Origin of the sequence: Pantoea sp. GM_Pan_3 (genome assembly GCF_026541045.1) — a bacterium.
Lineage (GTDB): Bacteria > Pseudomonadota > Gammaproteobacteria > Enterobacterales > Enterobacteriaceae > Pantoea > Pantoea anthophila.
The window spans coordinates 176,234-201,279 of the sequence record NZ_JALNVA010000008.1; the positions used below are offsets into that span (position 1 = coordinate 176,234).

Consider the following 25,046-nt stretch of genomic DNA (forward strand, 5'->3'; position numbering starts at 1 on the left):
GGATCACGTAAATCAGGCTGCGCCGATCGGCCGCACAGGTGAAAATAGCGCCCGTTCTCCGGAGAAATGACCATGAAAATTCTGCTTGTAGATGATGATGTAGAGCTGGGCACGATGTTAAGCCAGTACCTGATTGCGGAAGGCTTCGATGCTCAGCTGGTGCTGACCGGCAGCGCCGGGATTCAGGGCGCGCTCTCCGGCCAGTTCACCGCGATGATCCTGGACATCATGCTGCCCGACATGAGTGGCATTGACGTTCTGCGCCAGGTGCGTCAGAACAGCCGCATACCAGTGATTATGCTGACCGCCAAAGGCGATAACATTGACCGCGTAATCGGTCTGGAGATGGGGGCCGATGACTATATGCCCAAGCCCTGCTATCCGCGCGAGCTGGTGGCACGTCTGCGGGCGGTGCTGCGGCGTTTCGAAGAGCAGGCTCCGCAGCCGGATAGCCAGGAGCCGCTGCGCTGGGGGGCGCTGACCCTCAATCCCGCCACCCGTATCAGTGAATGGCAGGAGAAAGCCTTCGATCTCACCGCCTCAGAATTTAATCTGCTGGAACTGCTGATGCGCGCCCCGGACAGGGTGGTCTCAAAAGATGAGCTGTCGGAGAAGGGACTTGGTCGCCCGCGCGAGGCGTATGATCGCAGCGTCGATGTGCATATCAGCAACATCCGTCAGAAGCTCAGTGCCTTAACCGCTGATAGCATTACGATCGAAACCGTTCGTAGTATCGGTTATCGCATCCGATGAGGCACTACCGTGGACGCCTGTTCTGGAAGATCTTTATCGGCTTCTGGATCGTCTTTGTCATCATCAGTCAGCTTATCTGGCTCGGCTTTTCGCTCTCCGGTAGACGACACGAGCCGCCTGAGCTGGTGGCGGTCCGCCGCGTGGCCGATCTGCAACTCACCTCGGCGGCGACGGTGCTGGCGCAGAACGGGCCTGAGGCGCTGAACGCGATGCTGTCGGGCTGGGACGAACGTGACCGGCAGTTTTTCCACATCCTGCCACAGGCGCAACCGTCGCCTGCACAGGCTAACCCGGATGGGGAGGCGCATCGGCCCGCCGAAAGTAAACGCTGGGTGCGCGGCGCCGATGGAAAAGGGTATCAGCTGCGCTATGACATCGATGGCATGCGAAAAGAGAGCATGATGAACAGCATGCCGCGCAAATTCCTCAATATCCCTGAACCGATGTTTGTTTTCGCCGGTTCGGTAGGATTACTCTTCAGCCTGCTGCTCGCCTGGAATCTGACGCGACCCATGCGTCAGCTGCGCGAAGGGTTCTCCCGGGTCGCAGAGGGCGATTTAAGCGTGCGGCTTTTTCCGGTGATGCGTAAACGGCATGATGAGATTTCTGATGTCGCCCGGGCCTTCGATACCATGGCTGAGCGGCTGGAGACCCTGGTCCACGCGCGCGAAGAGCTGCTGCACGATATCTCACACGAGCTGCGTTCACCGCTGGCGCGCCTGCAGCTGGCGACCGGGCTGGCCAGACAGACGCCAGAAAACGTGCACAGTTCGCTCGATCGTATCGACGAAGAGGCGCGCCGGCTGGATAAGATGATCGGTGAACTGCTGACGCTGTCGCGGGCTGAGCATGAAAGTATTCCGGATGAGCAGTACTTTGACCTCACCGGCCTGCTGGAGGCGGTGATCACCGATGTCCGCTATGAAGCGCAGCTCCCCGGCGTGCAGGTGGCGTTTCAGGTGGACGATCGGGCCGATTACACCGTGCGTGGCAATGCCGAACTGATACGGCGCGCCACCGAGAATGTGTTACGCAACGCGCTGCGCTTTTCCCTGCCAGGCCAGCGGATCGAGGTTGAACTGCGCACCGCGCAGCAGTGGCTGGAAATTCAGGTGCGCGATCAGGGGCCGGGTGTCGATGAAGAGAAACTCTCCAGCATCTTTGACCCGTTTGTGCGGGTCAACTCACCGCTGATGGGAAAGGGCTATGGCCTCGGGCTGGCGATCGTCCGCAAAGTGGTGCTGGCGCATCAGGGTGAAGTCGAGGCACGGAACCGGCCGGAAGGAGGGCTGGAACTGACGCTGCGGCTGCCGCACTGGCCCTCCTGAAAAGCGCAGAGAGCAGAAACGAAAACGGCACCCGAAGGTGCCGTCAGAGCAGGAACAAAGCCTTATTTTCTGATGCGAATCACCGGCGTTTCGCCGACGGTGACCTGGCCAGAGAGCTTAATCAGTTCCTTGATTTCATCCATGTTGGAGATAACAACCGGAGTCAGGGTTGATTTCGCTTTCTCTTCCAGCAATGGCAGATCGAACTCGATAACGACGTCGCCTTTTTTGACCTTCTGGCCTTCTTCAGCGATGCGTTTGAAGCCTTCACCTTTCAGTTCAACCGTATCGATACCGAAATGCACGAACAGCTCAATGCCGTTGTCCGATTCGATTGAAAAAGCATGGTTGGTTTCAAAAATCTTACCGATAGTGCCATCCACCGGCGCAACCATTTTGTTGCCAGTCGGTTTGATCGCGATACCGTCGCCCACGATTTTTTCTGCAAACACCACATCTGGTACGTCTTCAATATTCACAATTTCGCCTGACAGAGGCGCTACGATATCGATTGTCCCAGCGCTATCCGTTTTTTCGCCAAAAAGTTTAGAAAACAAACCCATGATCTTCTCCTAAGCAGTAATTTGGGGCCAGCATCATGCAGATTAGCAGAGCGTTTTTTCTTTAATGAACTTGTTCACCAGGTTCATTAAATCTTCCGCTGTCGGTTGAGCCAGTGCCTGCTCTGCCAATGCCTTCGCATCTTCAAAATTAGTATTACGAATGATTTTCTTGATGCCAGGGATAGAAATGGCACTCATGCTGAACTCGTCCAGCCCCATTCCCAGTAACAGTAGTGTAGCACGTTCATCACCTGCCAGCTCACCACACATGCCGGTCCATTTACCTTCAGCGTGAGATGCATCAATGACTTGCTTAATTAAGTTAAGCACAGACGGCGTCATTGGATTGTACAGGTGCGAAATCAAATCGTTACCACGATCGACCGCCAGAGTATACTGCGTCAGGTCGTTTGTCCCAATACTGAAGAAGTCGACTTCTTTCGCCAGATGACGTGCAATCACCGCTGACGCCGGGGTTTCCACCATAATACCGACTTCGATGGACTCGTCGAACGCTTTGCCTTCTTCACGCAGCTGCGCTTTCAGCAGTTCCAGTTCCGCTTTCAGCGAACGCACTTCTTCAACGGAAATGATCATCGGGAACATAATGCGCAGTTTGCCGAAGGAGGAGGCGCGCAGGATAGCACGCAGCTGCGCATGCAGAATCTCTTTGCGGTCCATGGCGATACGGATAGCGCGCCAGCCGAGGAAAGGGTTTTCCTCTTTCGGCAGGTTCATGTAAGGCAGATCTTTGTCACCGCCGATATCCATGGTACGGACGATAACGGCCTGTGAACCCATGGCTTCAGCGACGGCTTTATACGCCTGGAACTGCTCTTCTTCGGTCGGCAGCGCATCACGGTCCATGAACAGGAACTCGGTGCGGTAAAGTCCCACGCCTTCTGCGCCGTTGCGCTCTGCGCCGGCGACGTCGCGCACGGTGCCGATGTTGGCGCAGACTTCAACCTGATGACCATCCAGCGTGACCGCAGGCAGGTCTTTCAGCTTGGCTAATTCGTGTTTTTCCGACAGATACTGGTTCTGTACGGCTTTCAGCTCTTCCTGAACGGCGTCAGAAGGATTGACGTGAATCGCGTTGTTCACACCATCCAGAATCAGGAAGTCGCCGTTTTTAACCGTGACGGTGACATTGCCGGTGCCGACAATGGCTGGGATCTCCAGCGAGCGCGCCATGATTGAGGTATGTGAGGTACGGCCACCCAGATCGGTAATAAAGCCCAGCACTTTTTTCAGGTTCAGCTGTGCGGTTTCTGACGGCGTTAAATCTTTTGCTACCAGAATGGATTCATCCGGAATGGCGCTCAGGTCAACGATATGCAGACCGAGGATGTTTTGCAGCAGACGCTTACCGATGTCGCGCACGTCAGCCGCACGCTCTTTCAGATACTCATCGTCTAACTCTTCCAGCGCTTTCGCCTGACCATCGATAACCGAGTCGACAGCAGCATCGGCAGAGGCGTGATCTTTTTTGATCAGGTCGATGATTTCCTGCTCCAGCTCTTCATCTTCCAGCAACATAATGTGGCCTTCGAAGATCGCAGCTTTCTCTTCACCGAGGGTTTCACCCGCTTTGACGCGAATCGCTTCCAGTTGCTGTGCCGCTTTACCGCGACCATCGAGGAAGCGCTGAACTTCCTGCTCAACCTGGTCATCAGAAATTTTTTTACGGTTGATGACGATCTCGTCTTCTTTCAGCAGCAGTGCTTTGCCGAAAGCGATACCTGGTGATGCTAAAATGCCTGAAATCATAACGCTACCTTTTAATCACGATGGCTGATGGGACTCTTTGCGGTGCCATTGTCGCGGGACACGTACTCTACGAAAGCAATAACGCGGACAGATTGTCCGCGATCAAGATGTTTGCACTCAATGGCGCAGAGGAGTCGATTGGCTGGAGAGCTGAGCGGAGATTACTCCAGTTCAGCCATCAGTTTGACCAGATGCTCAACTGCTTTCTGTTCGTCTTCGCCTTCTGCTGACAGGGTCACAACGGTTCCCTGCGTTAAACCCAGTGTCTGCAGCTTGAACAGGCTCTTGGCGCTGGCAGATTTACCGTTAGAGGTCACAGTGATTTCTGACTGGAAAGCTTTGGCTTCTTTAACGAATTGCGCTGCTGGGCGAGTATGCAGACCGTTTGGTGCAGTAATGGTAACTTCTTGCTGGAACATTCTATTTCCCCAACGTTATCAGAATGAGTGTTATGGATCTAAAGTCTAGCCTGGAGCCTTCACTTTAGCCTGTGTCGGTGCGCGGGTATAGCTTCATGCTGACCCAGGACGCGCATGCGTCAAATCGACATTCCGTTGCGTCGTAAAACCGATTCTACACGTCACCGGTTAATTATGCCGTGATTCGCCGTTTCACTGAATCCGTAAATCGATTCAGCTTGATCCACTTCAAACGCGGATTAATTTCAGGCATCGAAATAATTGGCAGTCTAAATACCAGAGCGGCGTCACTGAAATCAATCTGCCGGGTGGTGAAAGTGAGATCTGCGCCACAAAAAAGCACCCGGGCGGGTGCTTTTTGCGGCATTTTCAGACTTTCTGCCCCGACTACTGCAGCTCTTTTTCTGTAAAGAGATCGGCGAACAAAGCGGTACTCAGATAGCGTTCACCTGAGGAGGGGAGAATCACCACGATATTCTTGTTGGCGAAGGTTTCCTCTTCCTGCAACTTCAGTGCGGCGGCGACCGCAGCACCGGAGGAGATACCGGCCAGAATGCCTTCCTGCTCCATCAGCAGACGCGCGGTGCTGATCGCTTCCTCATTCGTGATAGCCACAACCCGATCAACCAGATTCAGCTCAAGGTTGCCCGGAATAAAGCCTGCGCCGATCCCCTGAATTTTGTGAGGGCCAGGTTTGATCTCCGCTCCTGCCAGGGCCTGAGCAATGACCGGCGAATCGGTTGGCTCCACCGCGACGGTGATCAGATCTTTTTTACCTTTGGTGTTCTTGATGTAGCGGCTCACGCCGGTCAGCGTACCGCCGGTGCCGACACCAGCAATAAAGACATCCACTTCGCCGTCGGTATCTTCCCAGATTTCCGGGCCGGTGGTCTTTTCATGGATCTCCGGGTTAGCCGGGTTGCTGAACTGCTGCAGCAGGACATATTTATCCGGGTCGCTTGCAACAATCTCTTCAGCTTTGCCGATAGCCCCTTTCATGCCTTTGGCACCTTCAGTCAGGACCAGATTCGCGCCCAGCGCTTTCAGCAGCTTACGACGCTCAACGGACATCGTCTCAGGCATGGTCAGGGTCAGTTTATAACCGCGCGCGGCGGCCACATAGGCGAGGGCAATCCCGGTATTGCCGCTGGTCGGTTCAACCAGTTCAATACCCGGTTTCAGAATACCGCGTTTCTCTGCGTCCCAAATCATATTGGCACCGATACGGCATTTTACGCTGAAGCTCGGGTTACGGGATTCAACTTTCGCAAGGATGCGGCCGTTACCGATGCGGTTCAGTCGAACCAATGGCGTATGACCAATTGTCAAAGAGTTGTCTTCGTAGATCTTACTCATAGCCTGTCCTTAACTGTATGAATTATTGGGAACCCTATGAGCATACCTGTTCTGCCTGGGGGCGGAAGGAAAGAAATCGCATATCTATATGTCACCCGGCAATAAGCCTTGTTAAAAAGAGCATAAGGCGCGCTGATATATTCAGCGCACTTCCTGCCGCGCCAGTTGCTGCCGGTAGCGATCGACCCACATCGCTGTGGCCCCGCAGACGGCCACCGGCATGATGACCAGGTTCAGCACCGGGATCATGGTAAACAGACTGGTAAGTGCACCAAACTGCATATTGGCGGTTTTATGCCGACGCAGGGCGTTACGCATCTGCTGAAAAGGCACTTTGTGATTATCGAAGGGGTAGTCGCAATACTGGATCGCGAGCATCCAGGCGCTGAACAGGAACCACAGTACGGGCGCAACCGTCTGGCCGAAACCCGGGATAAAGTAGAGCAGCAGCAGTCCTACCGCACGTGGCAGGTAGTAGCCCAGCTTTTGCAGCTCGCGCTTCATGATGCGCGGCACATCTTTAATCAGTCCCGCCCAGCCGCTGTCAGGCAGCGGTTTACCGGTCAGGCGTCCCTCAAGCTGCTCGGCCAGCAGGCCGCAAAACGGTGCGGCGATAAGGTTAGCGAGGGTGGAAAAGAAGTAGCTGAAGACCAGCACAATCGCAATCACCGACAGTGGCCATAACAGATAGCTGAGCCACTGCAGCCAGTCCGGAATCGAGGCCATCAGTCGCGGGATCCAGTCACCCAGACGGTAGAAAAGCCAGATGAATGCGCCACCCAGCATCAGAATGTTGATCAGCAGCGGCATGACCACAAAGCGACGAATGCCAGGCAGACGCATCAGTTTCCAGCCCTGGCTGAAGTAGTGTATGCCGTTAAAATCTGAGACGGACTTCTCAAGGGCCATATAGGCAATTCTCCTGAAGGTAATAGGGCGGGCCCACTATAACCTGGCTTTTTCCCCAGGCCAGGTGCCGTTTGGGTAAAAAAACAGCGAAAAAGCGTGGGTTGCCTATCTTATTTGTTAGAAAATAGTGCACAGACTTGCACTTGTGTAGCAGGGCAAATACAGTTAGAGGATAAAGTTTGCCGCGGTGGCAAGGTATTGGAACAACAGAGAATACAATGATGCAGGATTTGCGTCTGATATTAATCGTTGTTGGCGCGATCGCCATAATAGCGCTCCTTCTTCACGGACTGTGGACCAGCCGTAAAGAGCGTTCGTCAGTGTTCCGCGATCGCCCGCACAAACGTCTGAAACAACGTGATGAACATGATGAGCCGGACCTGATCGACGACGAAGATGATGGCGTCGGCGAAGTTCGTGTTCGCGCTGAACGCAGCAACCATCAGGAACCGCGTTTCGATGATATTCGCGAATCCCAGCCGGTTGCGCCGCGTAAGCCCGCGCCTGCTGAGCCTGTTCGTCAGCCTGCGCCACGACCTGCTCCGCAAGCCGAACCGGAAAGCGATCCGCTTTTCAGCCCCGCACCGCAGCCTGCTCCTCAGCCGCGTCCGGAACCGGCTCGTCAGCAGCAACAGCCTGCGCCTGCTTTTGTCGCACCGCCTGTGCAGGCCGATCCGCTGCTGGACCTGGACCCGCTGGAATCGGTGCAGCCCGCACCGCAGTACCAGGCTGAACCCGAGCCGCAGCCTGAAATCACTCAGGCGCCAAAACCGACTCCCGTTCCGCCGTCTGCACCTGCCGCACCGGCAGAGAAGCCGAAAGAAGCCGTGCTGGTTCTGCATGTTGCCGCACACTCGGGTGGCGAACTCAATGGTGAGGCTCTCCTTCAGGGGATTCTGCAGGCGGGCTTCCAGTTTGGTGAGATGAACATCTTTCATCGCCATCTCAGTCCGGCAGGCAGTGGTCCGGTCCTGTTCAGTCTGGCCAATATGGTCAAGCCTGGCTCGTTTAACCCTGACCTGATGACAGATTTCAGCACGCCGGGTATCTCTATCTTTATGATGGTGCCTTCCTATGGCGATGCGAATCAGAACTTCAAGCTGATGCTGCAGTCGGCACAGCGCATCGCTGATGATGTTGGCGGCGTAGTGCTGGATGATGAACGTCGCATGATGACGCCGCAGAAGCTGGAAACTTACAAGGCGCGTATTCGCGATGTGGTCGGTGTCTGACCACGGCGCAAACCGCTATCTGAGCTGTTAAAACAAACCCCCGCATGTCGGGGGTTTTTTATCTGATGGGGCTTTATGAAATCCGTCCAGGATCACATCACCGAACTGCGCACTACGTTGCGTCATCACGAATACCTCTATCACGTCATGGATGCACCGGAAGTGCCGGATGCCGAATATGACCGCCTGATGCGTGAGCTGCGCCAGCTGGAAGCGGATCATCCCGATCTGATTACGCCGGACTCACCAACCCAGCGCGTCGGCGCTGCGCCGCTAACGGTGTTTGAACAGGTTCGCCATGAAGTCCCGATGCTGTCGCTGGATAACGCCTTCGATGAAGCGACCTTTATGGCCTTCAACAAGCGGGTGCGCGATCGGCTGAAAAGCAGTGAAGAGATTACCTACTGCTGTGAACTTAAACTCGATGGCTTAGCGGTCAGCCTGATGTATGAAAACGGGCTGCTGGTTCAGGCCGCAACGCGGGGAGACGGCACCACCGGCGAGAATATTACCGCCAACGTGCGCACCATTCGCGCTATTCCGCTGCGTCTTAAAGGTGACAACATCCCGGCGCGGCTGGAAGTGCGTGGCGAAGTCTTTATGACGCAGCGCGGCTTCGAAAAGCTGAATGAGGAAGCGCGCCGCACGGACGGCAAAGTCTTTGCTAACCCGCGCAACGCAGCGGCAGGTTCGCTGCGTCAGCTTGATCCGCGCATCACTGCAAAACGTCCGCTGACCTTCTTCTGCTACGGTTTCGGCCTGCTGGAAGGCGGCGAGATGCCGCACAGTCACATGGCACGCCTGCAGCAGTTCAAAGCCTGGGGGCTGCCGGTCAGCGACCGCATTAAGCTGGTGCATAATGCGGAAGAGGCGCTGGCTTTTTATCACGACGTTGAGCAACAGCGCCCCAGTCTCGGATTTGATATCGATGGCGTGGTCATCAAAGTCGATTCACAGGCGCAGCAGGAACAGCTGGGCTTTGTGGCGCGTGCGCCGCGCTGGGCGATAGCCTTTAAATTCCCGGCGCAGGAGCAGCTGACCTGGGTGCGGGATGTCGAGTTCCAGGTTGGCCGCACCGGAGCTATCACTCCTGTCGCCCGCCTGGAGCCGGTGCAGGTAGCGGGTGTGATTGTCAGCAACGCCACGCTGCACAACGCCGATGAAATCGCGCGGCTGGGACTGCGCATCGGGGACCGGGTCGTGATTCGCCGTGCAGGCGATGTGATCCCGCAGGTCGTGAATGTGGTCACCGCTGAACGTCCTGAAGAGACGCGTGAAGTGGTGTTTCCTGCTCACTGCCCGGTCTGTGGTTCTGAGGTGGAACGGGTCGAAGGTGAATCGGTCACGCGCTGCACCGGCGGTCTGATTTGCGGCGCGCAGCGAAAAGAGGCGCTGAAGCATTTTGTCTCGCGCCGGGCGCTCGATGTCGACGGCATGGGCGATAAGATTATCGACCAGCTGGTGGAGAAAGAGTATGTCTCGACCCCCGCCGATCTCTTCCGTCTCACGGCGGGTAAGCTGACCGGGCTGGATCGCATGGGGCCAAAATCGGCGCAGAACGTGGTGGATGCGCTGGAAAAAGCGAAGTCGACGACGCTGGCGCGTTTCCTCTATGCGCTGGGGATCCGTGAAGTGGGCGAAGCCACCGCCGCCAATCTGGCAAACCACTTTGGTGAGCTGCAGAAGGTGATGGATGCCGATCTGGAGGCACTGATTGCCGTGCCGGATGTGGGTAAGGTCGTCGCCGCGCACGTTCGCAACTTTATGGAAGAGGAGAGCAACCGCGAGGTCATCCGCCAGCTGACGGACGATATCGGTGTTCACTGGCCGGCTGTTGTGGTGGTGAAAGCCGAAGAGATTGACAGTCCGTTTGCCGGGAAAACCGTGGTGCTGACCGGTTCGCTGTCGCAGATGAACCGCGACGATGCCAAAGCACAGCTGATCGCGCTGGGAGCTAAAGTCAGCGGCAGCGTGTCGAAGAAAACGGATCTGCTGATTGCCGGTGAAGCGGCGGGTTCCAAGCTGGCGAAAGCGCAGGAGCTGGGCATCGAGGTGATCGATGAAGCTGAAATGATCCGTCTGCTGGGTGCCTGAGATGGATAAGCATCAGCTGGTAGCGATAGCGAACACGGCGATGCCGTTTGGGAAATATAAAGGGCGGATGCTGATCGATCTGCCTGAACCCTACCTGCTGTGGTTTGCCCGCAGTGGCGACTTCCCCTCCGGCCAGCTGGGTGACCTGATGCAGCTCACGCTGACGATAAAAATCGAAGGTCTGGAGGGGCTGGTGAAGCCGCTTCAGACCCGGAAATAACGTGGCCCGCACAGGCGGGCCATGCAGACTATTTCTGCGACTCCATCACGGAGGTTTTCACCTCTAAAGCCTGCTTTTTCTCACCGCTCTTCTTGTAGCGTCCGGCGATGAACGAACAGACCATCAGCTGAACCTGATGGAAGATCATCAGAGGCAGCACGATAATCCCCACGGTACTGGCCGGGAACAGAATATTTGCCATGGGTACTCCATTCGCCAGACTCTTCTTCGATCCACAAAACAGCACCACAATCTCATCGGCGCGTTTGAAGCGGAACAGGCGCGAAGCCAGCAGGTTGATAATCAGCACGGTGGCCAGCAGCAGAATGGAGCCCGCCACAATCCAGAGCAGGGTAATCACGCCCACGCGATGCCAGATGCCGTTCACTACCGCCTCACTGAAGGCACTGTAGACTACCAGCAGAATCGAGGTCTGGTCAGTTTTGCCAATCAGGCTGCGGTGCTTTTCAACCCAGCCGCCGATCCAGCGGCGTGAAAGATGGCCCAGTATGAACGGCACCATCAGTTGCAGCATAATCTTACCGATCTGCTCCAGACCGTCAGTCGGCGCGCTGCTGTGGATATCCATCACCACATTTACCAGCAACGGGGAGATGAAGACCCCCAGCAGGCTGGATGCCGAGGCGCTGCACACGGCGGCCGCGACGTTACCGCCAGCCATCGAGGTAAATGCGATGGCGGACTGCACGGTGGCAGGCAGGATACAGAGATAGATAAAGCCGGTATAAATTTCCGGACCGACATCAACCGGATGCCACCAGACCAGCAGCATGCCCAGCGCCGGAAAGAGCACAAAGGTGCTGAACATGATCCAGAGATGCAGCTGCCAGTGGCTGCTTCCCGCAATGATCTTCTCCCGCGACAGCTTGGCACCGTGCATAAAGAACAGCAGTGCGATAGCCGCGGTGGCGAGGTAGCTGAAGATATCGACGTAGATCCCTCTGGCAGGCAGGAAGGTGGCCAGCAGCACGGTGATGATGAGCTTAACCATCATCGGATCAAGTTTTAAAAATCCCATTGTTAAAATCCGGTAAATTTTTCAATAGGCCGATTGTGCGGGAATCATTTTTAGAAATAAAATTGATTTATTGCATTAATCTATGAGCGTAATCGATGAATTATACCCTGCGTCAATTGCGGACTTTCATTGCGGTGGCACATTATGGTGGATTCAGTCAGGCGGGGCAGGCGATAGGCCTGAGCCAGTCGGCGGTGAGTCACAGCATTAAAGAGCTGGAGGCGGAAACTGGCGTGCGGCTGCTGGATCGCACCACGCGCGAGGTGATGCTGACCGAGGCAGGAAAACAGCTGGCATCCCGCATGGAACGTCTGCTGGAGGAGATTAATACCACGCTGCTGGATATCCGCAGTTTTGGCGAACAGCGCAGCGGCACCGTGCGGGTGGCAGCCAGCCAGACGATTTCCGCGCATCTGATGCCTCAGTGTCTGGCGGCCAGCCAGCAGCACTTCCCCGACATTAAAGTGATACTGCACGACCGCGCGCAGCAGTGGGTGCTGCAAAGTGTGCGAAACGCCGAAGTCGATTTTGGCATCGTAATCGGGCCGCTGCGCGACAGCGATTTTGACACGATTGCCATTCTCGATGAGCCTTTCTTACTGCTGTGCCGGGATGATGATCCGCTGGCGCGGGTGGACAGGGCGGAATGGTCGATGCTGGAGGGGCGCACGCTGGTGTTGCAGGATTATGCATCCGGCAGTCGGGTACTGATTGATGCAGCCATGCAGCAGCAGAATATTCAGGCAGAGGTGGTGCAGGAGATTGGTCATCCTGCCACGCTGTTTCCGATGGTGCAGGTAGGGATTGGTATCAGTATTCTGCCCGCACTGGCATTACCTCTGCCGGCGGATCGCGCGCTCACCGTGCGGCGGCTTTATCCCGAGATCAATCGAAGTCTGACCCTCATTAAACGCAAAAACCGCTCGCTGACGCCCGCCGCCGAAGCCATCTGGCAGGAGGTGCGCCAGCAGGCGGCGCTGCTGGCGCAACAGCGGGCCATTACGCCCGCGTTTTAGATATAGACATCGACATTATTTTTGTCAGTCGGGCGGTTAATCCCGTTCGCCTTGCTTTCACTGACCGGGTTAACGCTGTCGCTTTTCTGCTGCGCCTTTTCGGCCTGCTCAGCCTGTTTCTTTTGCAGCTGAGCAATCTGCGCTTCCAGCATGGTGATCTGCGACTGGTACATCTGCGCTATTTTAGATTTCTGGTCTTCGTCAAGATCGTGGTTGTCGGCCAGCTCTTTGACTTTTTTCATCACGCTCTGAATCTGTTTATTCAGTGCGGCGATCTGCGAGGCGATACTGCCGCCGCCGCTGTCACCGCCACCTGACATAACTTTTAAAACTCCGGCTATTGAGGACATCATTTTCTCCCTGTAGTTCGTCTATAAGGTTATCGGCGCAGGCAGGAATAACTGAAGTGTCAAAAAGAGCAGGGGAGTAAAAAAGCAGATTCTTCTTCTGAAAGCCCCTTTCTGAGGGGAGTCGTCATTCAGGCTGAGCCTGGCGCAGTAAAATAAACGTGGTACTCAGGCAGCCAGAATAAGTGAAGGGGGGCAGAAACGAAAAAAGCGCCTGGCGATTCAGTCGAACCTGCAGCAGGTTCTCATCCTGCACGGGAATGACTGTGCGGCAGAAACGAAAAAAGCGCCTGAAAGGCGCTTTTCTCTGAATTGGTGGGTCGTGCAGGATTCGAACCTGCGACCAATTGATTAAAAGTCAACTGCTCTACCAACTGAGCTAACGACCCGAAGTGGTGGGTGATGACGGGTTCGAACCGCCGACCCCCTCCTTGTAAGGGAGATGCTCTACCAACTGAGCTAATCACCCACTTCGTACTTCAGTAGTGCTAACAGGCAAGATATGGTGGGTGATGACGGGTTCGAACCGCCGACCCCCTCCTTGTAAGGGAGATGCTCTACCAACTGAGCTAATCACCCATATCTTCATACCTGTTCACTGCGGGCACCCTGTTAAGAGTGGTGGGTGATGACGGGTTCGAACCGCCGACCCCCTCCTTGTAAGGGAGATGCTCTACCAACTGAGCTAATCACCCCCGCTGTGTGGAGTCGCATTATAGGGATAGTTGATTTTGAGTCAACGCTTTTTAAAACATAAATGTTCGTTCGGTTTATTTTTAAACATCCTGTCGCGCTTTTAGCCAATATGCTGGTTTTACTGGCAGAAAAGCGCCTTTTCGCGGCCGGCAACCGGCCGGCATCCATTGAGGATTCATGGGCAGATGCTAGAATGTGCCCACTGTTTTTCGCGTCTAACCTGTTTTTTGTCATCCAGACAACGAACCCGCGCATCTAAGGCAATGCTCAATGAAAATCAAAACACGCTTCGCGCCCAGCCCGACCGGCTACTTACATGTCGGTGGCGCTCGTACCGCACTTTACTCCTGGCTTTTTGCCCGTCACAACCAGGGCGAGTTTGTGCTGCGCATCGAAGACACCGATCTGGAGCGCTCCACGCCGGAAGCCATTGAAGCCATCATGGATGGGATGAACTGGCTGAGCCTCGACTGGAATGAAGGCCCTTACTACCAGACTAAACGTTTTGATCGCTACAACGCGGTCATTGATGAAATGCTGGAAGCGGGCACCGCCTATAAATGCTACTGCTCTAAAGAGCGTCTGGAAGCGCTGCGTGAAGCGCAGATGGCCAATAATGAAAAGCCGCGTTATGACGGCCGCTGCCGTGACAGCCATGAACATCATGCCGATGATGAGCCCTGCGTCGTGCGCTTCCGCAATCCGCAGGAAGGCTCGGTCATCTTTGACGACCAGATCCGTGGCCCGATTGAGTTCAGCAACCAGGAGCTGGATGACTTGATCATCCGTCGCACCGACGGGTCGCCAACTTACAACTTCTGCGTCGTCGTGGATGACTGGGATATGGGTATCACCCACGTTATTCGCGGTGAAGATCACATCAACAACACGCCACGCCAGATCAACATCCTTAAAGCGATTGGTGCACAGGTTCCGGTCTATGCGCACGTTTCGATGATCCTGGGCGATGACGGTAAAAAACTCTCTAAACGTCACGGTGCGGTAGGGGTTATGCAGTATCGTGATGATGGCTACCTGCCGGAAGCGCTGCTGAACTACCTGGTGCGTCTTGGCTGGTCACACGGCGATCAGGAAATTTTCAGCGTAGCTGAAATGACCGAGCTGTTTACCCTGGATGCGGTCAGCAAGTCTGCCAGTGCGTTCAACACCGAGAAACTGCAGTGGCTGAACCATCACTACATTAACGCGCTGCCGCCTGAATATGTGGCGACCCATCTGCAGTGGCATATTGAACAGCAGAACATTGATACCCGCACCGGCCCGGAACTGGCGAAGCTGGTTGGCCTGCTGGGCGAACGCTGCAAGACGCTGAAAGAGATGGCGGAATCGTGCCGCTACTTCTATGAAGACTTTGCCGAATTTGATGCGGATGCCGCGAAGAAACATCTTCGTCCGGTGGCGCGTCAGCCGCTGGAAGTGGTGCGCGATAAGCTGGCCGCAATCGCTGAGTGGAACGCTGAAAACGTGCATCAGGCTATTCAGAGTACGGCAGATGAGCTGGAAGTCGGGATGGGCAAAGTCGGCATGCCGCTGCGTGTTGCGGTGACCGGTGCTGGTCAGTCTCCGGGTCTGGATGTCACCGTGGAGGCGATTGGCCGCAGCCGCAGCGTGGCGCGCATTGAGCAGGCTCTGGCCTTTATCAGTGAGCGGGAAGCGCAGGCTTAATTCACACAGCCGGAAGCATCACGCTTCCGGTTTCTTTACTCCTGGCTGATGCCCAGTCGCTGCAGAACGCCTTTTATCCCTTCACGTAAGATTAACGCAGTGAACTGATCCTGCTCTTCCTGACTCATTTGCTGGACGGAACTTATTAATAACGCAGGTAACGAATTGGCTGCGGCACCGTAGGTTGCCACCGGTTCGTGGAGATTGCGGGTAGACTGAATAAAACTTTTCACACGCTCATCAATATGGATGAGACGCGCTTTGCCGCCTTGCACACCGGGCTTCGGTGTCGTCGTCCAGTTCTCACGCTTAATCCATTTATTCACCGTTTGCCGACTGTAACCCGTTTCTGCAGCCAGCTCTTCGGGAGTAAGCCATTCCTTTTTCACGATGCTATCCCTGTTAAATACATTAGCGGTACATATTACAGCAAAACCTAACGCGTGAAAGTAACTGAAGCAGAAATTGCCTTTTGTCGCTCGACAAAAGGCAAAAGAGGATTATTGCGGGTTGCTGGCAGGTTCAGCGGCAGGACGGAAGGCAAGGAAGTAGGCCAGGCCGACGAAGACGGCGCCCCCTACGGCATTGCCTGCGAAGACGGCAACGAAGTTGGGGAAGTATTCCGCCCAGCTCAGCTGACCGGCAAAAATGGCGGCCGGAATAATGAACATGTTCGCGACGACGTGCTGGAAGCCGATGGCCACAAACGCCATGATCGGGAACCACATGCCAAAGATTTTGCCCACCACATCTTTACTGGCAAACGCCAGCCAGACTGCCAGGCAGACCAGCCAGTTGCAGCCGATGCCGGAAATAAAGGCGTGCAGGAAATCGGCGTGAACTTTTGCCGAGGCGATGGCTACGGTCTTCTTCAGATAATCGCCTTCGGTCATGCCCAGGATGTGGCCAAAGAACCAGGCGACAGCTACGCTGCCGAGGAAGTTAGCCAGGGTTACCCAGAACCAGTTGCGCGCCACGCTCATAAAGCTGATGCGGCGGGCGAACCAGGCGACAGGCAGGGTCATCATATTACCGGTCAGCAGCTCACCACCGGCCAGCACTGTCAGAATCAACCCGACCGGGAAAACGGCTGCACCGAGCAGGCCGCCAAAGGAGCCCCAGTCTGCAGGCAGGGAGTTAATGACATGAAGATCCAGCAGGAAGCCGGTCGCGATAAACGCGCCCGCCAAAAAGCCGAGAATCAGAAGGATGCTGACAGGCACACGGCTTTTAGCCACGCCTGCCTGGATCGCCAGTTGTGCGATTTCTTTAGGTGTATGCAGCGACATAGTATCTCAGTAGTTTTTTTATGAATAATGGGACGATAAACGCCTGGTGGACGCGCGGCGCGCGGGAGAGGGTCCCGGCATCCGCTAAATTAGCGGGCTAAGTTTTGCATGCGTAAAAGATGAAGACAAGAAAATTCCTATAACATATTTAACCATGAATTAACCTGACCTCAGGGTAAATAACAGCCGTTGTCCCCGTATGAGGTCAGCGTCACGGTTTTCCGCTGCGCCATGCTGCTGAAACTTCGCAGGTTGCCGCCTTTTTCAGCGATCAAACCGAGAATGTGATTTTGCCGTTGACACCCCGGGGGCGGTTTCATATTATGCCGTCCGTCGCTTAACACGACAGTTTTTCGGTTCGGGGCTATAGCTCAGCTGGGAGAGCGCCTGCATGGCATGCAGGAGGTCAGCGGTTCGATCCCGCTTAGCTCCACCAAACTTCTTCCCAAAAGTTTGGTACTGAAAAATGATTCCAGATGTGGGGGTATAGCTCAGCTGGGAGAGCGCTTGCATGGCATGCAAGAGGTCAGCGGTTCGATCCCGCTTATCTCCACCATTTTCTGACACATCGCTGTCAACATCCTTTCTGTAGTACGTATTCTTCGCCTTTTCTGCGAGTCTCACTTTCTGTTGCTGTTTCTCCCGCTTTGCCCTCGTTAACGCTTTCCGCCATCAGGGTTGTTCTGCGCCATGCTGCTGCCTCTGCACGGCGGTTAAACGAAGAGAACAGGCCTGAGCAGGCAGTCGGAAGGGGAGCGAAGGGGATAAGTTAAAGCGATGCAGGGAAGAGAAGGGTAAAGCAGAAGAGAAGGGCGAGACCGGCTCGCCCTCTGAAACTTAAAACGCCAGCACCAGCCCGGCGATAGCGGCGGAGAGCACGCTGACCAGCGTAGAGCCGTACAGCAGCTTCAGGCCAAAGCGGGAGACCACGTTGCCCTGTTCTTCGTTCAGCCCTTTAATCGCACCGGCCACGATGCCGATGGATGAGAAGTTAGCAAACGACACCAGGAACACCGACAGGATACCTTCTGAGTTTGGCGACAGCTGACCCGCAATTTTCTGCAGATCCATCATGGCAACAAACTCATTGGAAACCAGCTTGGTCGCCATGATACTGCCAACCTGCAACGCTTCACCGGACGGCACGCCCATCATCCACGCAAACGGATAGAAGACAAAGCCAAGCACGCCCTGGAAGGTGACGCCGAAGATGAGGTCAAACAGCGCATTCAGGCCTGAAATCAGCGCGATAAAACCAATCAGCATGGCCGCAACGATAATCGCGACGCGGAACCCCGCCAGAATATATTCACCCAGCATCTCAAAGAAGCTCTGACCCTTGTGCAGATCCTGCAACTGGAGGTCTTCTTCGTTCTCAACGCGATAAGGGTTAATCAGCGACAGCACAATGAAGGTGCTGAACATGTTGAGCACCAGCGCCGCGACCACATACTTTGGCTGCAGCATGGTCATGTAGGCACCGACGATAGACATCGAGACGGTCGACATCGCGGTTGCTGCCATGGTGTACATGCGGCGGTTAGACATTTTGCCGAGGATATCTTTATAGGCAATGAAGTTTTCTGACTGTCCCAGAATCAGAGAACTCACGGCGTTGAAAGATTCCAGTTTTCCCATGCCGTTCACTTTCGACAGCACGGTGCCGATACCGCGAATCACCCACGGCAGGATACGGAAATGCTGCAGAATGCCGATCAGCGCAGAGATAAAGACGATAGGGCAGAGGACGTTCAGGAAGAAGAAGGCCAGACCTTTGTCGTTCATGTTGCCAAAGACAAAGTTGGTTCCCTGGGCAGCATACTTCAGCAGATGGTCAAAGAAGCCTGCGAAACCTTTAACGAAGCCCAGTCCCGCTTCTGAGTTCAGGAAGAACCAGGCGAGGACTATTTCAATCACAAGTAGCTGTATGATGTAGCGGATGCGAATGCTTTTACGATCGTGACTGACCAGCAGGGAGAGTATCCCGACCACCACCAGTGCCAGAATAAACTGCAAAATATGGGACATAGTTGCTCCAAATTTGAGGAGGATTGTATTTTGCTGCGTATTCTATGTAACGCGTTACTTAAAAACGAGATCTGAACCACAATATAAGTATTCGCTATCGCTATATTTTCCAGAAAAGTTTCCGTGATCACGTCCTGTTTACAAATCATTTACCTCTTATAACCACATAATTATTGTCTATATTTTACACAGAGCGTAAAGTGACATGCTTGCTCACATTTTTAGCAGTCACTTCCTTTACTGTAATGTATAGCAATGGCTATACTTTATAGCAGTATCTATTACACCGATAACAATAAACGAATTTCACTTGCTCATGCCAACCCCTAAGCTGCCGGGGCAGGCACATGTTCAGACAGGGTACCGGATATGTTTGAAAGTCGTACCGCCGAGCGCGCCGCTCGCGGAGTCAGAAAAGTCAAACTCGCACTGCTGGGGCCCGCCTTTATCGCCGCTATCGGCTATATCGATCCGGGCAACTTTGCGACCAATATTCAGGCGGGCGCCGCTTACGGCTATAAGCTGCTGTGGGTCGTGGTGTGGGCAAACGTCATGGCCATGCTGATCCAGCTGATGTCCGCCAAGCTGGGTATCGCCACGGGTAAAAACCTCGCTGAACATATCCGCGATCGTTTTCCCCGGCCCGCCGTCTGGTTCTACTGGGTGCAGGCGGAAATTATCGCGATGGCGACCGACCTGGCGGAGTTTATCGGGGCCGCGCTGGGGTTCAAACTGCTGCTCGGCATCTCGCTGATGCAGGGCGCAGTGTTGACCGGTGTCGCCACGTTCCTGATCCTGATGCTGCAGAGCCGGGGGCAAAAGCCGCTGGAGCTGGTGATAGGAGGACTGCTGCTGTTTGTGGCGGCGGCCTATATCGTCGAACTCTTCTTCTCTCAGCCTGACGTCAAAGAGCTGGTGACCGGGATGGCACTGCCCGCGCTGCCGACATCCGATGCCGTCTTCCTGGCGGCCGGTGTGCTGGGCGCCACCATCATGCCGCACGTTATCTATCTGCACTCAGCCCTGACGCAGGGTAAAAGTGAGGACAGCAAAAGTCAGCGTTACTCCTCGACCAAGCTGGACGTGGCCATTGCGATGACGATTGCCGGATTCGTCAATCTGGCGATGATGGCGACTGCGGCAGCCGCCTTTCACTTCAGCGGTCACAGTAAAATTGCGGAACTCGATCAGGCCTACCTGACGCTGCAACCGCTGCTGGGTCAGGCAGCGGCGACGGTCTTCGGTCTGAGTCTGGTCGCCGCGGGATTATCCTCGACCGTGGTGGGCACCCTGGCGGGACAGGTGGTGATGCAGGGCTTTATCCGCTTCCATATTCCGCTCTGGTTACGCCGCACCATCACCATGCTGCCCTCGTTTATTGTCATCGCGGCAGGCTGGGACCCAACCCGGGTTCTGGTGATGAGTCAGGTGCTGCTGAGTTTCGGAATTGCACTGGCGCTGATCCCGCTGCTGGCTTTTACCGGCAATCGCGAGCTGATGGGGGAGGATATGGTTAACTCCCGCCTGATGCAGAACACCGGCCGCCTGATTGTGCTGCTGGTGATTACGCTGAACCTCTATTTGCTGGTGGGAGAGGCGCTGGGGCTGTAACGCGCCTGACTGACAAAAAACGCCCGGTTATGCCGGGCGTTTTGTTTAGTGACGATCGTGGCCGTGCGGGCCCGGTCCGTGAGGCCCGAACCCATGCGGCCCCGGACCACGACGGTCATGATGATCCCAGTCACGATCGCGGCGATGCTGATGTTCCCAGCGACGCTTACGGTCGCGCTCATGCCAGCGACGTTCACGCTCCCACTGCTGATGACGCCGCCACTCTTCGTGGCGCCACCAGCGGCGTTCATTATAAGAATAACGATCGTTCCACCAGCGCGGTTCACGCCAGCGACCGCCATCCCAGTAGTAGCCACGGCGATCGCGGTCACCCAGGTTCAGGGTTACGCCGGGGGCCAATGTAATTGAGGCTCCAGAGGCCTGGGCGGTCTGGTGTGCCAGTGGCGACAACAGGGCCAGCAGGGCAGCAAATATCAGGGCTCTTTTCATTTTTTTCTCCTCATCAACAGTCTGATGCTGTTGCGGCGCAGTCTGTGCCTGCGGATTGCTGTTGTTACCCTATCATTGTGTCGGAAGATTGTGAGGAAATTGGGGAGAGAAAGGGGATTGAGACAATTCTGGCCCTGAAACTGCCCGGTCAGCACCGGGCAGGGCAGGGATCACATCAGGGCCGCGTCAATGGCTGCCAGCTCATCGTCGCTGAATTCACGGCGGGCCAGCATCGCCACGGCATCATCAATCTGCGCCGTTTTACTGGCACCAATCAGTACCGAGGTGACGCGCTCATCGCGCAGCACCCACGCCAGCGCCATCTGCGCCAGCTTCTGCCCGCGCTGCTGCGCCAGGGTATTCAGCCTGCGCACCCGCGCCATTTTCTCCTCCGTCAGCTGGTTCTCATCCAGGAAGCGGCTGCCGCTGGCCACACGTGAATCGGCCGGGATGCCCTGCAGATAGCGATCGGTGAGGACGCCACCCGCCAGCGGGGAAAAGGCGATACAGCCGACGCCCGCCTCGCCCAGCGTCTGAATAAGTCCCTGCTCCGGTGTGCGTTCAAACATCGAATAGCGCGGCTGGTGGATCAGACAGGGCGTGCCGAGATCGCGCAAAATCGCTATCGCGTCAGCCGCGAGTCCGGCCGGATAGTTCGAGAGGGCGGCGTAGAGCGCTTTGCCCTGACGCACCACATGATCCAGCGCGCGCATTGTCTCCTCCAGCGGGGTGTCCGGATCGGGGCGGTGATGATAGAAAATATCCACATACTCCAGTCCCATTCGTTTCAGGCTCTGGTCCAGACTGGCGACCAGATACTTACGCGATCCCCAGTCGCCATAAGGCCCCTGCCACATGGTGTAACCCGCTTTAGTGGAGATAATCAGCTCATCGCGATGCGCCCGAAAATCTTCCCGCAGAAGCCGGCCGAAGTTCTCCTCTGCCGAGCCGGGTGGCGGACCATAGTTATTCGCTAAGTCGAAATGCGTAATGCCACGGTCAAAGGCATGGCGCAGCAGTTCACGGCTGTTATCGACGCGGGTGCTGTCACCAAAGTTATGCCACAGCCCCAGCGAAATGGCGGGCAGCTTAATGCCGCTGCGGCCGCTGCGCCGGTATTCCATCTGCTGATAACGGTCGGGATGGGGGAAAGAGGACATTCAGCGCTCCTGAGTAAAAACGGGAAGATGTGCCAAAAGTCTATCAGTGTATACGGTTACACTTAGTGGCAATGCGCACCAGTTCGCAATTTTACAGAATATTCCGCCAGCGTAACGCCCGCTTTCCGCACATTGCGGCGGCTGAAAGCCACCCCTTTTCTCGCTAATTTCAACGGCTGTCAGATATTTAAGCCGACTCTTCCCTGAAAGGAATGCGCGATGTCTACATTTACCGTTGGCGATTACCTGCTAAGCCGTCTGCAGGAGATTGGTATAGAGCATCTGTTTGGTGTGCCGGGCGACTATAACCTCCAGTTTCTTGATCGGGTCATTGCCCATCCCACTCTCAGCTGGGTGGGGTGCGCCAATGAACTTAACGCAGCCTATGCGGCAGATGGTTATGCACGCTGCAACGGCGCAGGGGCACTACTGACCACCTTTGGTGTCGGCGAGCTGAGCGCAATCAACGGCGTCGCAGGCAGCTATGCTGAATATCTGCCGGTCATCCACATCGTGGGTGCGCCTGCGACAGGCGCACAGTCGCAGGGTGACTGCGTTCACCATTCGCTGGGCGATGGCGATTTTCAGCATTTTATTCGCATGGCCGGGGAGGTGAGCGCCGCAACCGCCCGGCTTACCGCGGACAATGCCACGGCTGAGATTGACCGGGTGATAACCGATGCGCTGCAGGCTCGTCGTCCGGGTTATCTCTCGCTGGCGGTTGACGTCGCGGCGACGGAAGTCCCGCCGCCCGCCCGGCCGCTGATTATCCGGCAAACCTCTTCGCCCGACGTCCGCCGTGCTTTCCGTGCTGCGGCGGAGCGGATGCTGGCTTCGGCGCAGCGCGTGTCACTGCTGGCAGATTTCCTTGCGCTGCGCTGGCAGCAGCAGGCGGCACTGGCCGCGCTGCGTGAACAGCGTGCGATACCCTGCGCCACGCTGCTGATGGGTAAAGGCGTACTGGATGAACAGCAGCCGGGTTACGTCGGCACCTATGCCGGTGAGGCGAGCGCCGGACAGGTGCGTGAACAGATTGAGCAGGTGGACGTGGCGATCTGCGTCGGCGTCCGTTTTACCGATACGATCACCGCGGGCTTCACGCAGCAGTTCGCCCCAGAGAAATGTATTGACCTGCAGCCGCACAGCGCCCGCGCAGGCTCGGAACAGTTTGCCCCGCTGTCGATGGCCGATGCGTTAAGCGAGCTCCAGTCGCTGTTCGCCCAATATGGGCAGCAGTGGCAGAGTGGTGACACGCTCACCGTCGCGCAGCCCGAAGCGCCAGCGGCGATCATCAGTCAGCAGGCGTTCTGGCAGGCCATGCAGTCATTCCTGCAACCCGGCGACCTGATTCTGGCCGAACAGGGGACGGCAGCCTTTGGTGCAGCAGCCCTGCGACTGCCTTCACAGGCACAGCTGGTGGTGCAGCCATTGTGGGGTTCAATCGGCTATACTCTCCCGGCAGCCTTTGGCGCGCAGACGGCCGCGCCGGATCGCCGGGTTATCCTGATCATCGGTGACGGCTCGGCGCAGCTGACCATTCAGGAACTGGGCTCAATGCTGCGTGACCAGCAGTCGCTGATTATCTTTCTGCTGAATAATGAAGGTTATACCGTCGAAAGAGCGATTCACGGTGCAACTCAACGTTATAATGATATTGCACAGTGGAACTGGACCGCCTTACCGCACGCTTTCAGCCTGCAGGGCCAGGCACAGAGCTGGCGCATCAGTGAAACGGTGCAGTTAAACGAGGTGATGGCGCGGCTCTCACGGCCTCAATGGGTGTCGCTGGTTGAGGTGGTGATGCCGAAAGACGATCTGCCGCCGCTGTTACGAAAAGTCACGGCCTGCCTGAATCAACGCAACGGCGGCTAAGATTCAGATAGTTGCCGCTGTGCAGGGTTGACTATCGCGGTTAGGCTGTAGCACACCTGAGTAAGACGCTCACCAATCGCACCGGTGAGCGTTGTTGTTTTATGGGCAGAATTTTATAGTGTCCTCCAACTCTTAAGACCCCAAGCGGAGCAACAGAAGAATGACAACCTATGCCTTGGTCGGCGATGTCGGCGGGACTAACGCGCGCCTCGCCCTGTGTGAGGTGGAAAGCGGCAGCATCTCCCAGGCCAAAACATTCTCAACATCAGACTACGACAGCCTCGAAGCTGTCATCCGCCACTATCTTGATGAACAACAGCAGGATGTTAAAGATGGCTGTATTGCCATTGCCTGCCCGATTACCGATGACTGGGTTGAAATGACCAACCATGACTGGGCGTTTTCGACGCGCAAGCTCAAAGAGAACATCGGTTTTGAACACCTGGAAATCATTAACGACTTCACGGCCGTCTCAATGGCGATCCCGATGTTGACCGCTGACAACGTGATTCAGTTCGGCGGAACTGAACCGGTAAAAGATAAACCTATCGCGATTTATGGTGCCGGTACCGGGTTAGGCGTCAGCCATCTGGTGCATGTGGACAAGCGCTGGGTAAGCCTGCCGGGCGAGGGCGGCCATGTCGATCTGGCGGCCAACAGCGAAGAAGAAGATCAGATTCTGGAAGTGCTGCGCGAAGAGCTCGGCCATGTTTCCGCCGAGCGCGTTTTGTCGGGTGCCGGTCTGGTTAACCTCTATCGTGCGATTGTTAAAGTGGACAAGCGCGTGCCGGAAAACCTGAAGCCGAAAGATGTCAGCCAGCGTGCGCTGGATGACAGCTGCACCGACTGCCGTCGTGCGCTGTCGATGTTCTGCGTCATCATGGGCCGTTTTGGCGGCAATCTGGCGCTGAATCTTGGTACCTTCGGGGGCGTTTACATCGCAGGGGGCATCGTGCCTCGCTTCCTGGAGTTCTTTAAGGCGTCCGGGTTCCGCGCCGCCTTCGAAGACAAAGGGCGTTTCCGCGACTATGTGGCCAGCATTCCGGTCTATATGATTACGCACGATCAGCCTGGCCTGCTGGGCGCGGGCGCGCATCTGCGTCAGACCCTGGGTCGCGAAATCTGATCCGGCTTCCGCTCGTGCACGGCATCTGACTGGGCACGAGCGGGTTCCCGGCTTGATCGGGGCGGGCTCAGGCACGCCTTAT

Annotated in this window: 23 protein-coding genes and 6 tRNA genes; 12 read left to right on the forward strand and 17 right to left on the reverse strand. The window is 55.9% G+C overall.

The genetic code is table 11. From position 1 onward, the window contains the following. Positions 1–72: 72 nt before the first annotated feature. Positions 73–753 carry a response regulator transcription factor gene (locus tag OXR04_RS19810; RefSeq protein ID WP_009088840.1) on the forward strand — a complete coding sequence of 227 codons (681 nt, stop codon included), beginning with the start codon at positions 73–75 and terminating at the stop codon, positions 751–753. Further along, positions 750–2,081, forward strand: coding sequence for an ATP-binding protein (locus OXR04_RS19815; RefSeq protein WP_267372638.1), 1,332 nt, complete (start codon positions 750–752; stop codon positions 2,079–2,081). The genes OXR04_RS19810 and OXR04_RS19815 overlap by 4 nt, the downstream gene beginning before the upstream one ends. Positions 2,082–2,143: 62 nt before the next feature. On the opposite strand, the gene crr is transcribed toward OXR04_RS19815, so the two are convergent. The 6 genes from crr to cysZ form a co-directional block, all read right to left on the reverse strand. Continuing rightward, positions 2,144–2,644: a PTS glucose transporter subunit IIA gene (gene crr, locus OXR04_RS19820; RefSeq protein WP_009088842.1), complete on the reverse strand. Its 501-nt coding sequence runs from the start codon at positions 2,642–2,644 to the stop codon at positions 2,144–2,146. A 42-nt stretch (positions 2,645–2,686) separates the two neighbouring features. Next, positions 2,687–4,414 carry a phosphoenolpyruvate-protein phosphotransferase PtsI gene (gene ptsI / locus OXR04_RS19825; RefSeq protein WP_009088845.1) on the reverse strand — a complete coding sequence of 576 codons (1,728 nt, stop codon included), beginning with the start codon at positions 4,412–4,414 and terminating at the stop codon, positions 2,687–2,689. A gap of 161 nt (positions 4,415–4,575) precedes the next feature. Beyond that, a complete protein-coding gene (ptsH, locus tag OXR04_RS19830; protein ID WP_003848868.1) occupies positions 4,576–4,833 on the reverse strand; it encodes a phosphocarrier protein Hpr in 258 nt (85 codons plus the stop codon). A gap of 172 nt (positions 4,834–5,005) precedes the next feature. Beyond that, entirely contained in the window at positions 5,006–5,200 is a 195-nt protein-coding gene (locus OXR04_RS19835; RefSeq protein ID WP_111207812.1) for a hypothetical protein, read from the reverse strand. Between the two features lie 20 nt (positions 5,201–5,220). Continuing rightward, on the reverse strand, positions 5,221–6,189 hold the full coding sequence (cysK, locus tag OXR04_RS19840; RefSeq protein WP_009088849.1) for a cysteine synthase A: 969 nt from the start codon (positions 6,187–6,189) through the stop codon (positions 5,221–5,223). 141 nt (positions 6,190–6,330) lie between these two features. Beyond that, positions 6,331–7,098 carry a sulfate transporter CysZ gene (cysZ, locus tag OXR04_RS19845; RefSeq protein ID WP_046102335.1) on the reverse strand — a complete coding sequence of 256 codons (768 nt, stop codon included), beginning with the start codon at positions 7,096–7,098 and terminating at the stop codon, positions 6,331–6,333. A 218-nt stretch (positions 7,099–7,316) separates the two neighbouring features. On the opposite strand from cysZ, the gene zipA reads away from it, so the two are divergent. From zipA to OXR04_RS19860, 3 genes are all read left to right on the forward strand, one after another. Continuing rightward, positions 7,317–8,330, forward strand: coding sequence for a cell division protein ZipA (gene zipA / locus OXR04_RS19850; protein ID WP_267372639.1), 1,014 nt, complete (start codon positions 7,317–7,319; stop codon positions 8,328–8,330). Positions 8,331–8,405: 75 nt separating this feature from the next. Beyond that, a complete protein-coding gene (gene ligA / locus OXR04_RS19855) occupies positions 8,406–10,424 on the forward strand; it encodes an NAD-dependent DNA ligase LigA (RefSeq protein ID WP_009088853.1) in 2,019 nt (672 codons plus the stop codon). A 1-nt stretch (position 10,425) separates the two neighbouring features. Beyond that, positions 10,426–10,644, forward strand: coding sequence for a DUF3820 family protein (locus tag OXR04_RS19860; protein ID WP_009088854.1), 219 nt, complete (start codon positions 10,426–10,428; stop codon positions 10,642–10,644). Positions 10,645–10,672: 28 nt separating this feature from the next. Here the strand turns inward: OXR04_RS19860 and OXR04_RS19865 are convergent, their stop codons facing one another. Continuing rightward, positions 10,673–11,683 carry a bile acid:sodium symporter family protein gene (locus OXR04_RS19865; RefSeq protein WP_111208557.1) on the reverse strand — a complete coding sequence of 337 codons (1,011 nt, stop codon included), beginning with the start codon at positions 11,681–11,683 and terminating at the stop codon, positions 10,673–10,675. Between the two features lie 95 nt (positions 11,684–11,778). Here OXR04_RS19865 and OXR04_RS19870 point away from each other — a divergent pair, with 95 nt between their 5' ends. After that, a complete protein-coding gene (locus tag OXR04_RS19870; protein ID WP_009088859.1) occupies positions 11,779–12,699 on the forward strand; it encodes a LysR family transcriptional regulator in 921 nt (306 codons plus the stop codon). Here the strand turns inward: OXR04_RS19870 and OXR04_RS19875 are convergent. From OXR04_RS19875 to OXR04_RS19895, 5 genes are all read right to left on the reverse strand, one after another. Beyond that, positions 12,696–13,019: a FlxA-like family protein gene (locus OXR04_RS19875; protein WP_009088860.1), complete on the reverse strand. Its 324-nt coding sequence runs from the start codon at positions 13,017–13,019 to the stop codon at positions 12,696–12,698. The two genes, OXR04_RS19870 and OXR04_RS19875, sit on opposite strands and share 4 nt — an antisense overlap. 340 nt (positions 13,020–13,359) lie before the next feature. Beyond that, positions 13,360–13,435: transfer RNA gene (locus tag OXR04_RS19880), tRNA-Lys, on the reverse strand. A 4-nt stretch (positions 13,436–13,439) separates the two neighbouring features. Continuing rightward, positions 13,440–13,515, reverse strand: a tRNA-Val gene (locus OXR04_RS19885). Between the two features lie 34 nt (positions 13,516–13,549). Next, positions 13,550–13,625: transfer RNA gene (locus OXR04_RS19890), tRNA-Val, on the reverse strand. A 40-nt stretch (positions 13,626–13,665) separates the two neighbouring features. Beyond that, positions 13,666–13,741, reverse strand: a tRNA-Val gene (locus OXR04_RS19895). A 271-nt stretch (positions 13,742–14,012) separates the two neighbouring features. On the opposite strand from OXR04_RS19895, the gene gltX reads away from it, so the two are divergent. Continuing rightward, complete coding sequence (gene gltX / locus OXR04_RS19900; protein ID WP_058958166.1) at positions 14,013–15,428, forward strand: glutamate--tRNA ligase; 1,416 nt, start codon at positions 14,013–14,015, stop codon at positions 15,426–15,428. Between the two features lie 35 nt (positions 15,429–15,463). On the opposite strand, the gene OXR04_RS19905 is transcribed toward gltX, so the two are convergent. Further along, the gene (locus OXR04_RS19905) at positions 15,464–15,817 is read right to left on the reverse strand and encodes a YfeC-like transcriptional regulator (protein WP_009088863.1); all 354 of its coding nucleotides are present in this window, start codon (positions 15,815–15,817) and stop codon (positions 15,464–15,466) included. Positions 15,818–15,928: 111 nt separating this feature from the next. After that, positions 15,929–16,717 (reverse strand): formate/nitrite transporter family protein, encoded by a 789-nt coding sequence (locus OXR04_RS19910; protein WP_009088865.1) that lies wholly within the window; start codon positions 16,715–16,717, stop codon positions 15,929–15,931. A 360-nt stretch (positions 16,718–17,077) separates the two neighbouring features. On the opposite strand from OXR04_RS19910, the gene OXR04_RS19915 reads away from it, so the two are divergent. Beyond that, positions 17,078–17,153 (forward strand) — tRNA-Ala (locus OXR04_RS19915). A 44-nt stretch (positions 17,154–17,197) separates the two neighbouring features. After that, a tRNA-Ala gene (locus tag OXR04_RS19920) sits at positions 17,198–17,273 on the forward strand. Positions 17,274–17,554: 281 nt separating this feature from the next. On the opposite strand, the gene OXR04_RS19925 is transcribed toward OXR04_RS19920, so the two are convergent. Beyond that, positions 17,555–18,745 carry a NupC/NupG family nucleoside CNT transporter gene (locus tag OXR04_RS19925; RefSeq protein WP_009088868.1) on the reverse strand — a complete coding sequence of 397 codons (1,191 nt, stop codon included), beginning with the start codon at positions 18,743–18,745 and terminating at the stop codon, positions 17,555–17,557. Between the two features lie 369 nt (positions 18,746–19,114). On the opposite strand from OXR04_RS19925, the gene OXR04_RS19930 reads away from it, so the two are divergent. Further along, positions 19,115–20,356 carry an Nramp family divalent metal transporter gene (locus OXR04_RS19930; protein WP_009088870.1) on the forward strand — a complete coding sequence of 414 codons (1,242 nt, stop codon included), beginning with the start codon at positions 19,115–19,117 and terminating at the stop codon, positions 20,354–20,356. A gap of 45 nt (positions 20,357–20,401) precedes the next feature. Here OXR04_RS19930 and OXR04_RS19935 read toward each other — a convergent pair whose 3' ends face one another. After that, positions 20,402–20,806 carry a DUF2502 domain-containing protein gene (locus OXR04_RS19935; protein ID WP_267372641.1) on the reverse strand — a complete coding sequence of 135 codons (405 nt, stop codon included), beginning with the start codon at positions 20,804–20,806 and terminating at the stop codon, positions 20,402–20,404. Positions 20,807–20,976: 170 nt separating this feature from the next. Continuing rightward, positions 20,977–21,966 (reverse strand): L-glyceraldehyde 3-phosphate reductase, encoded by a 990-nt coding sequence (gene mgrA, locus OXR04_RS19940; protein WP_150028918.1) that lies wholly within the window; start codon positions 21,964–21,966, stop codon positions 20,977–20,979. Positions 21,967–22,185: 219 nt separating this feature from the next. Here mgrA and ipdC point away from each other — a divergent pair, with 219 nt between their 5' ends. Both ipdC and glk read left to right on the forward strand, forming a co-directional pair. Continuing rightward, positions 22,186–23,838 carry an indolepyruvate decarboxylase gene (gene ipdC, locus OXR04_RS19945; protein ID WP_267372642.1) on the forward strand — a complete coding sequence of 551 codons (1,653 nt, stop codon included), beginning with the start codon at positions 22,186–22,188 and terminating at the stop codon, positions 23,836–23,838. Positions 23,839–23,998: 160 nt separating this feature from the next. Further along, positions 23,999–24,964: a glucokinase gene (glk, locus tag OXR04_RS19950; protein WP_009088878.1), complete on the forward strand. Its 966-nt coding sequence runs from the start codon at positions 23,999–24,001 to the stop codon at positions 24,962–24,964. The last annotated feature ends 82 nt before the right edge of the window (positions 24,965–25,046 follow it).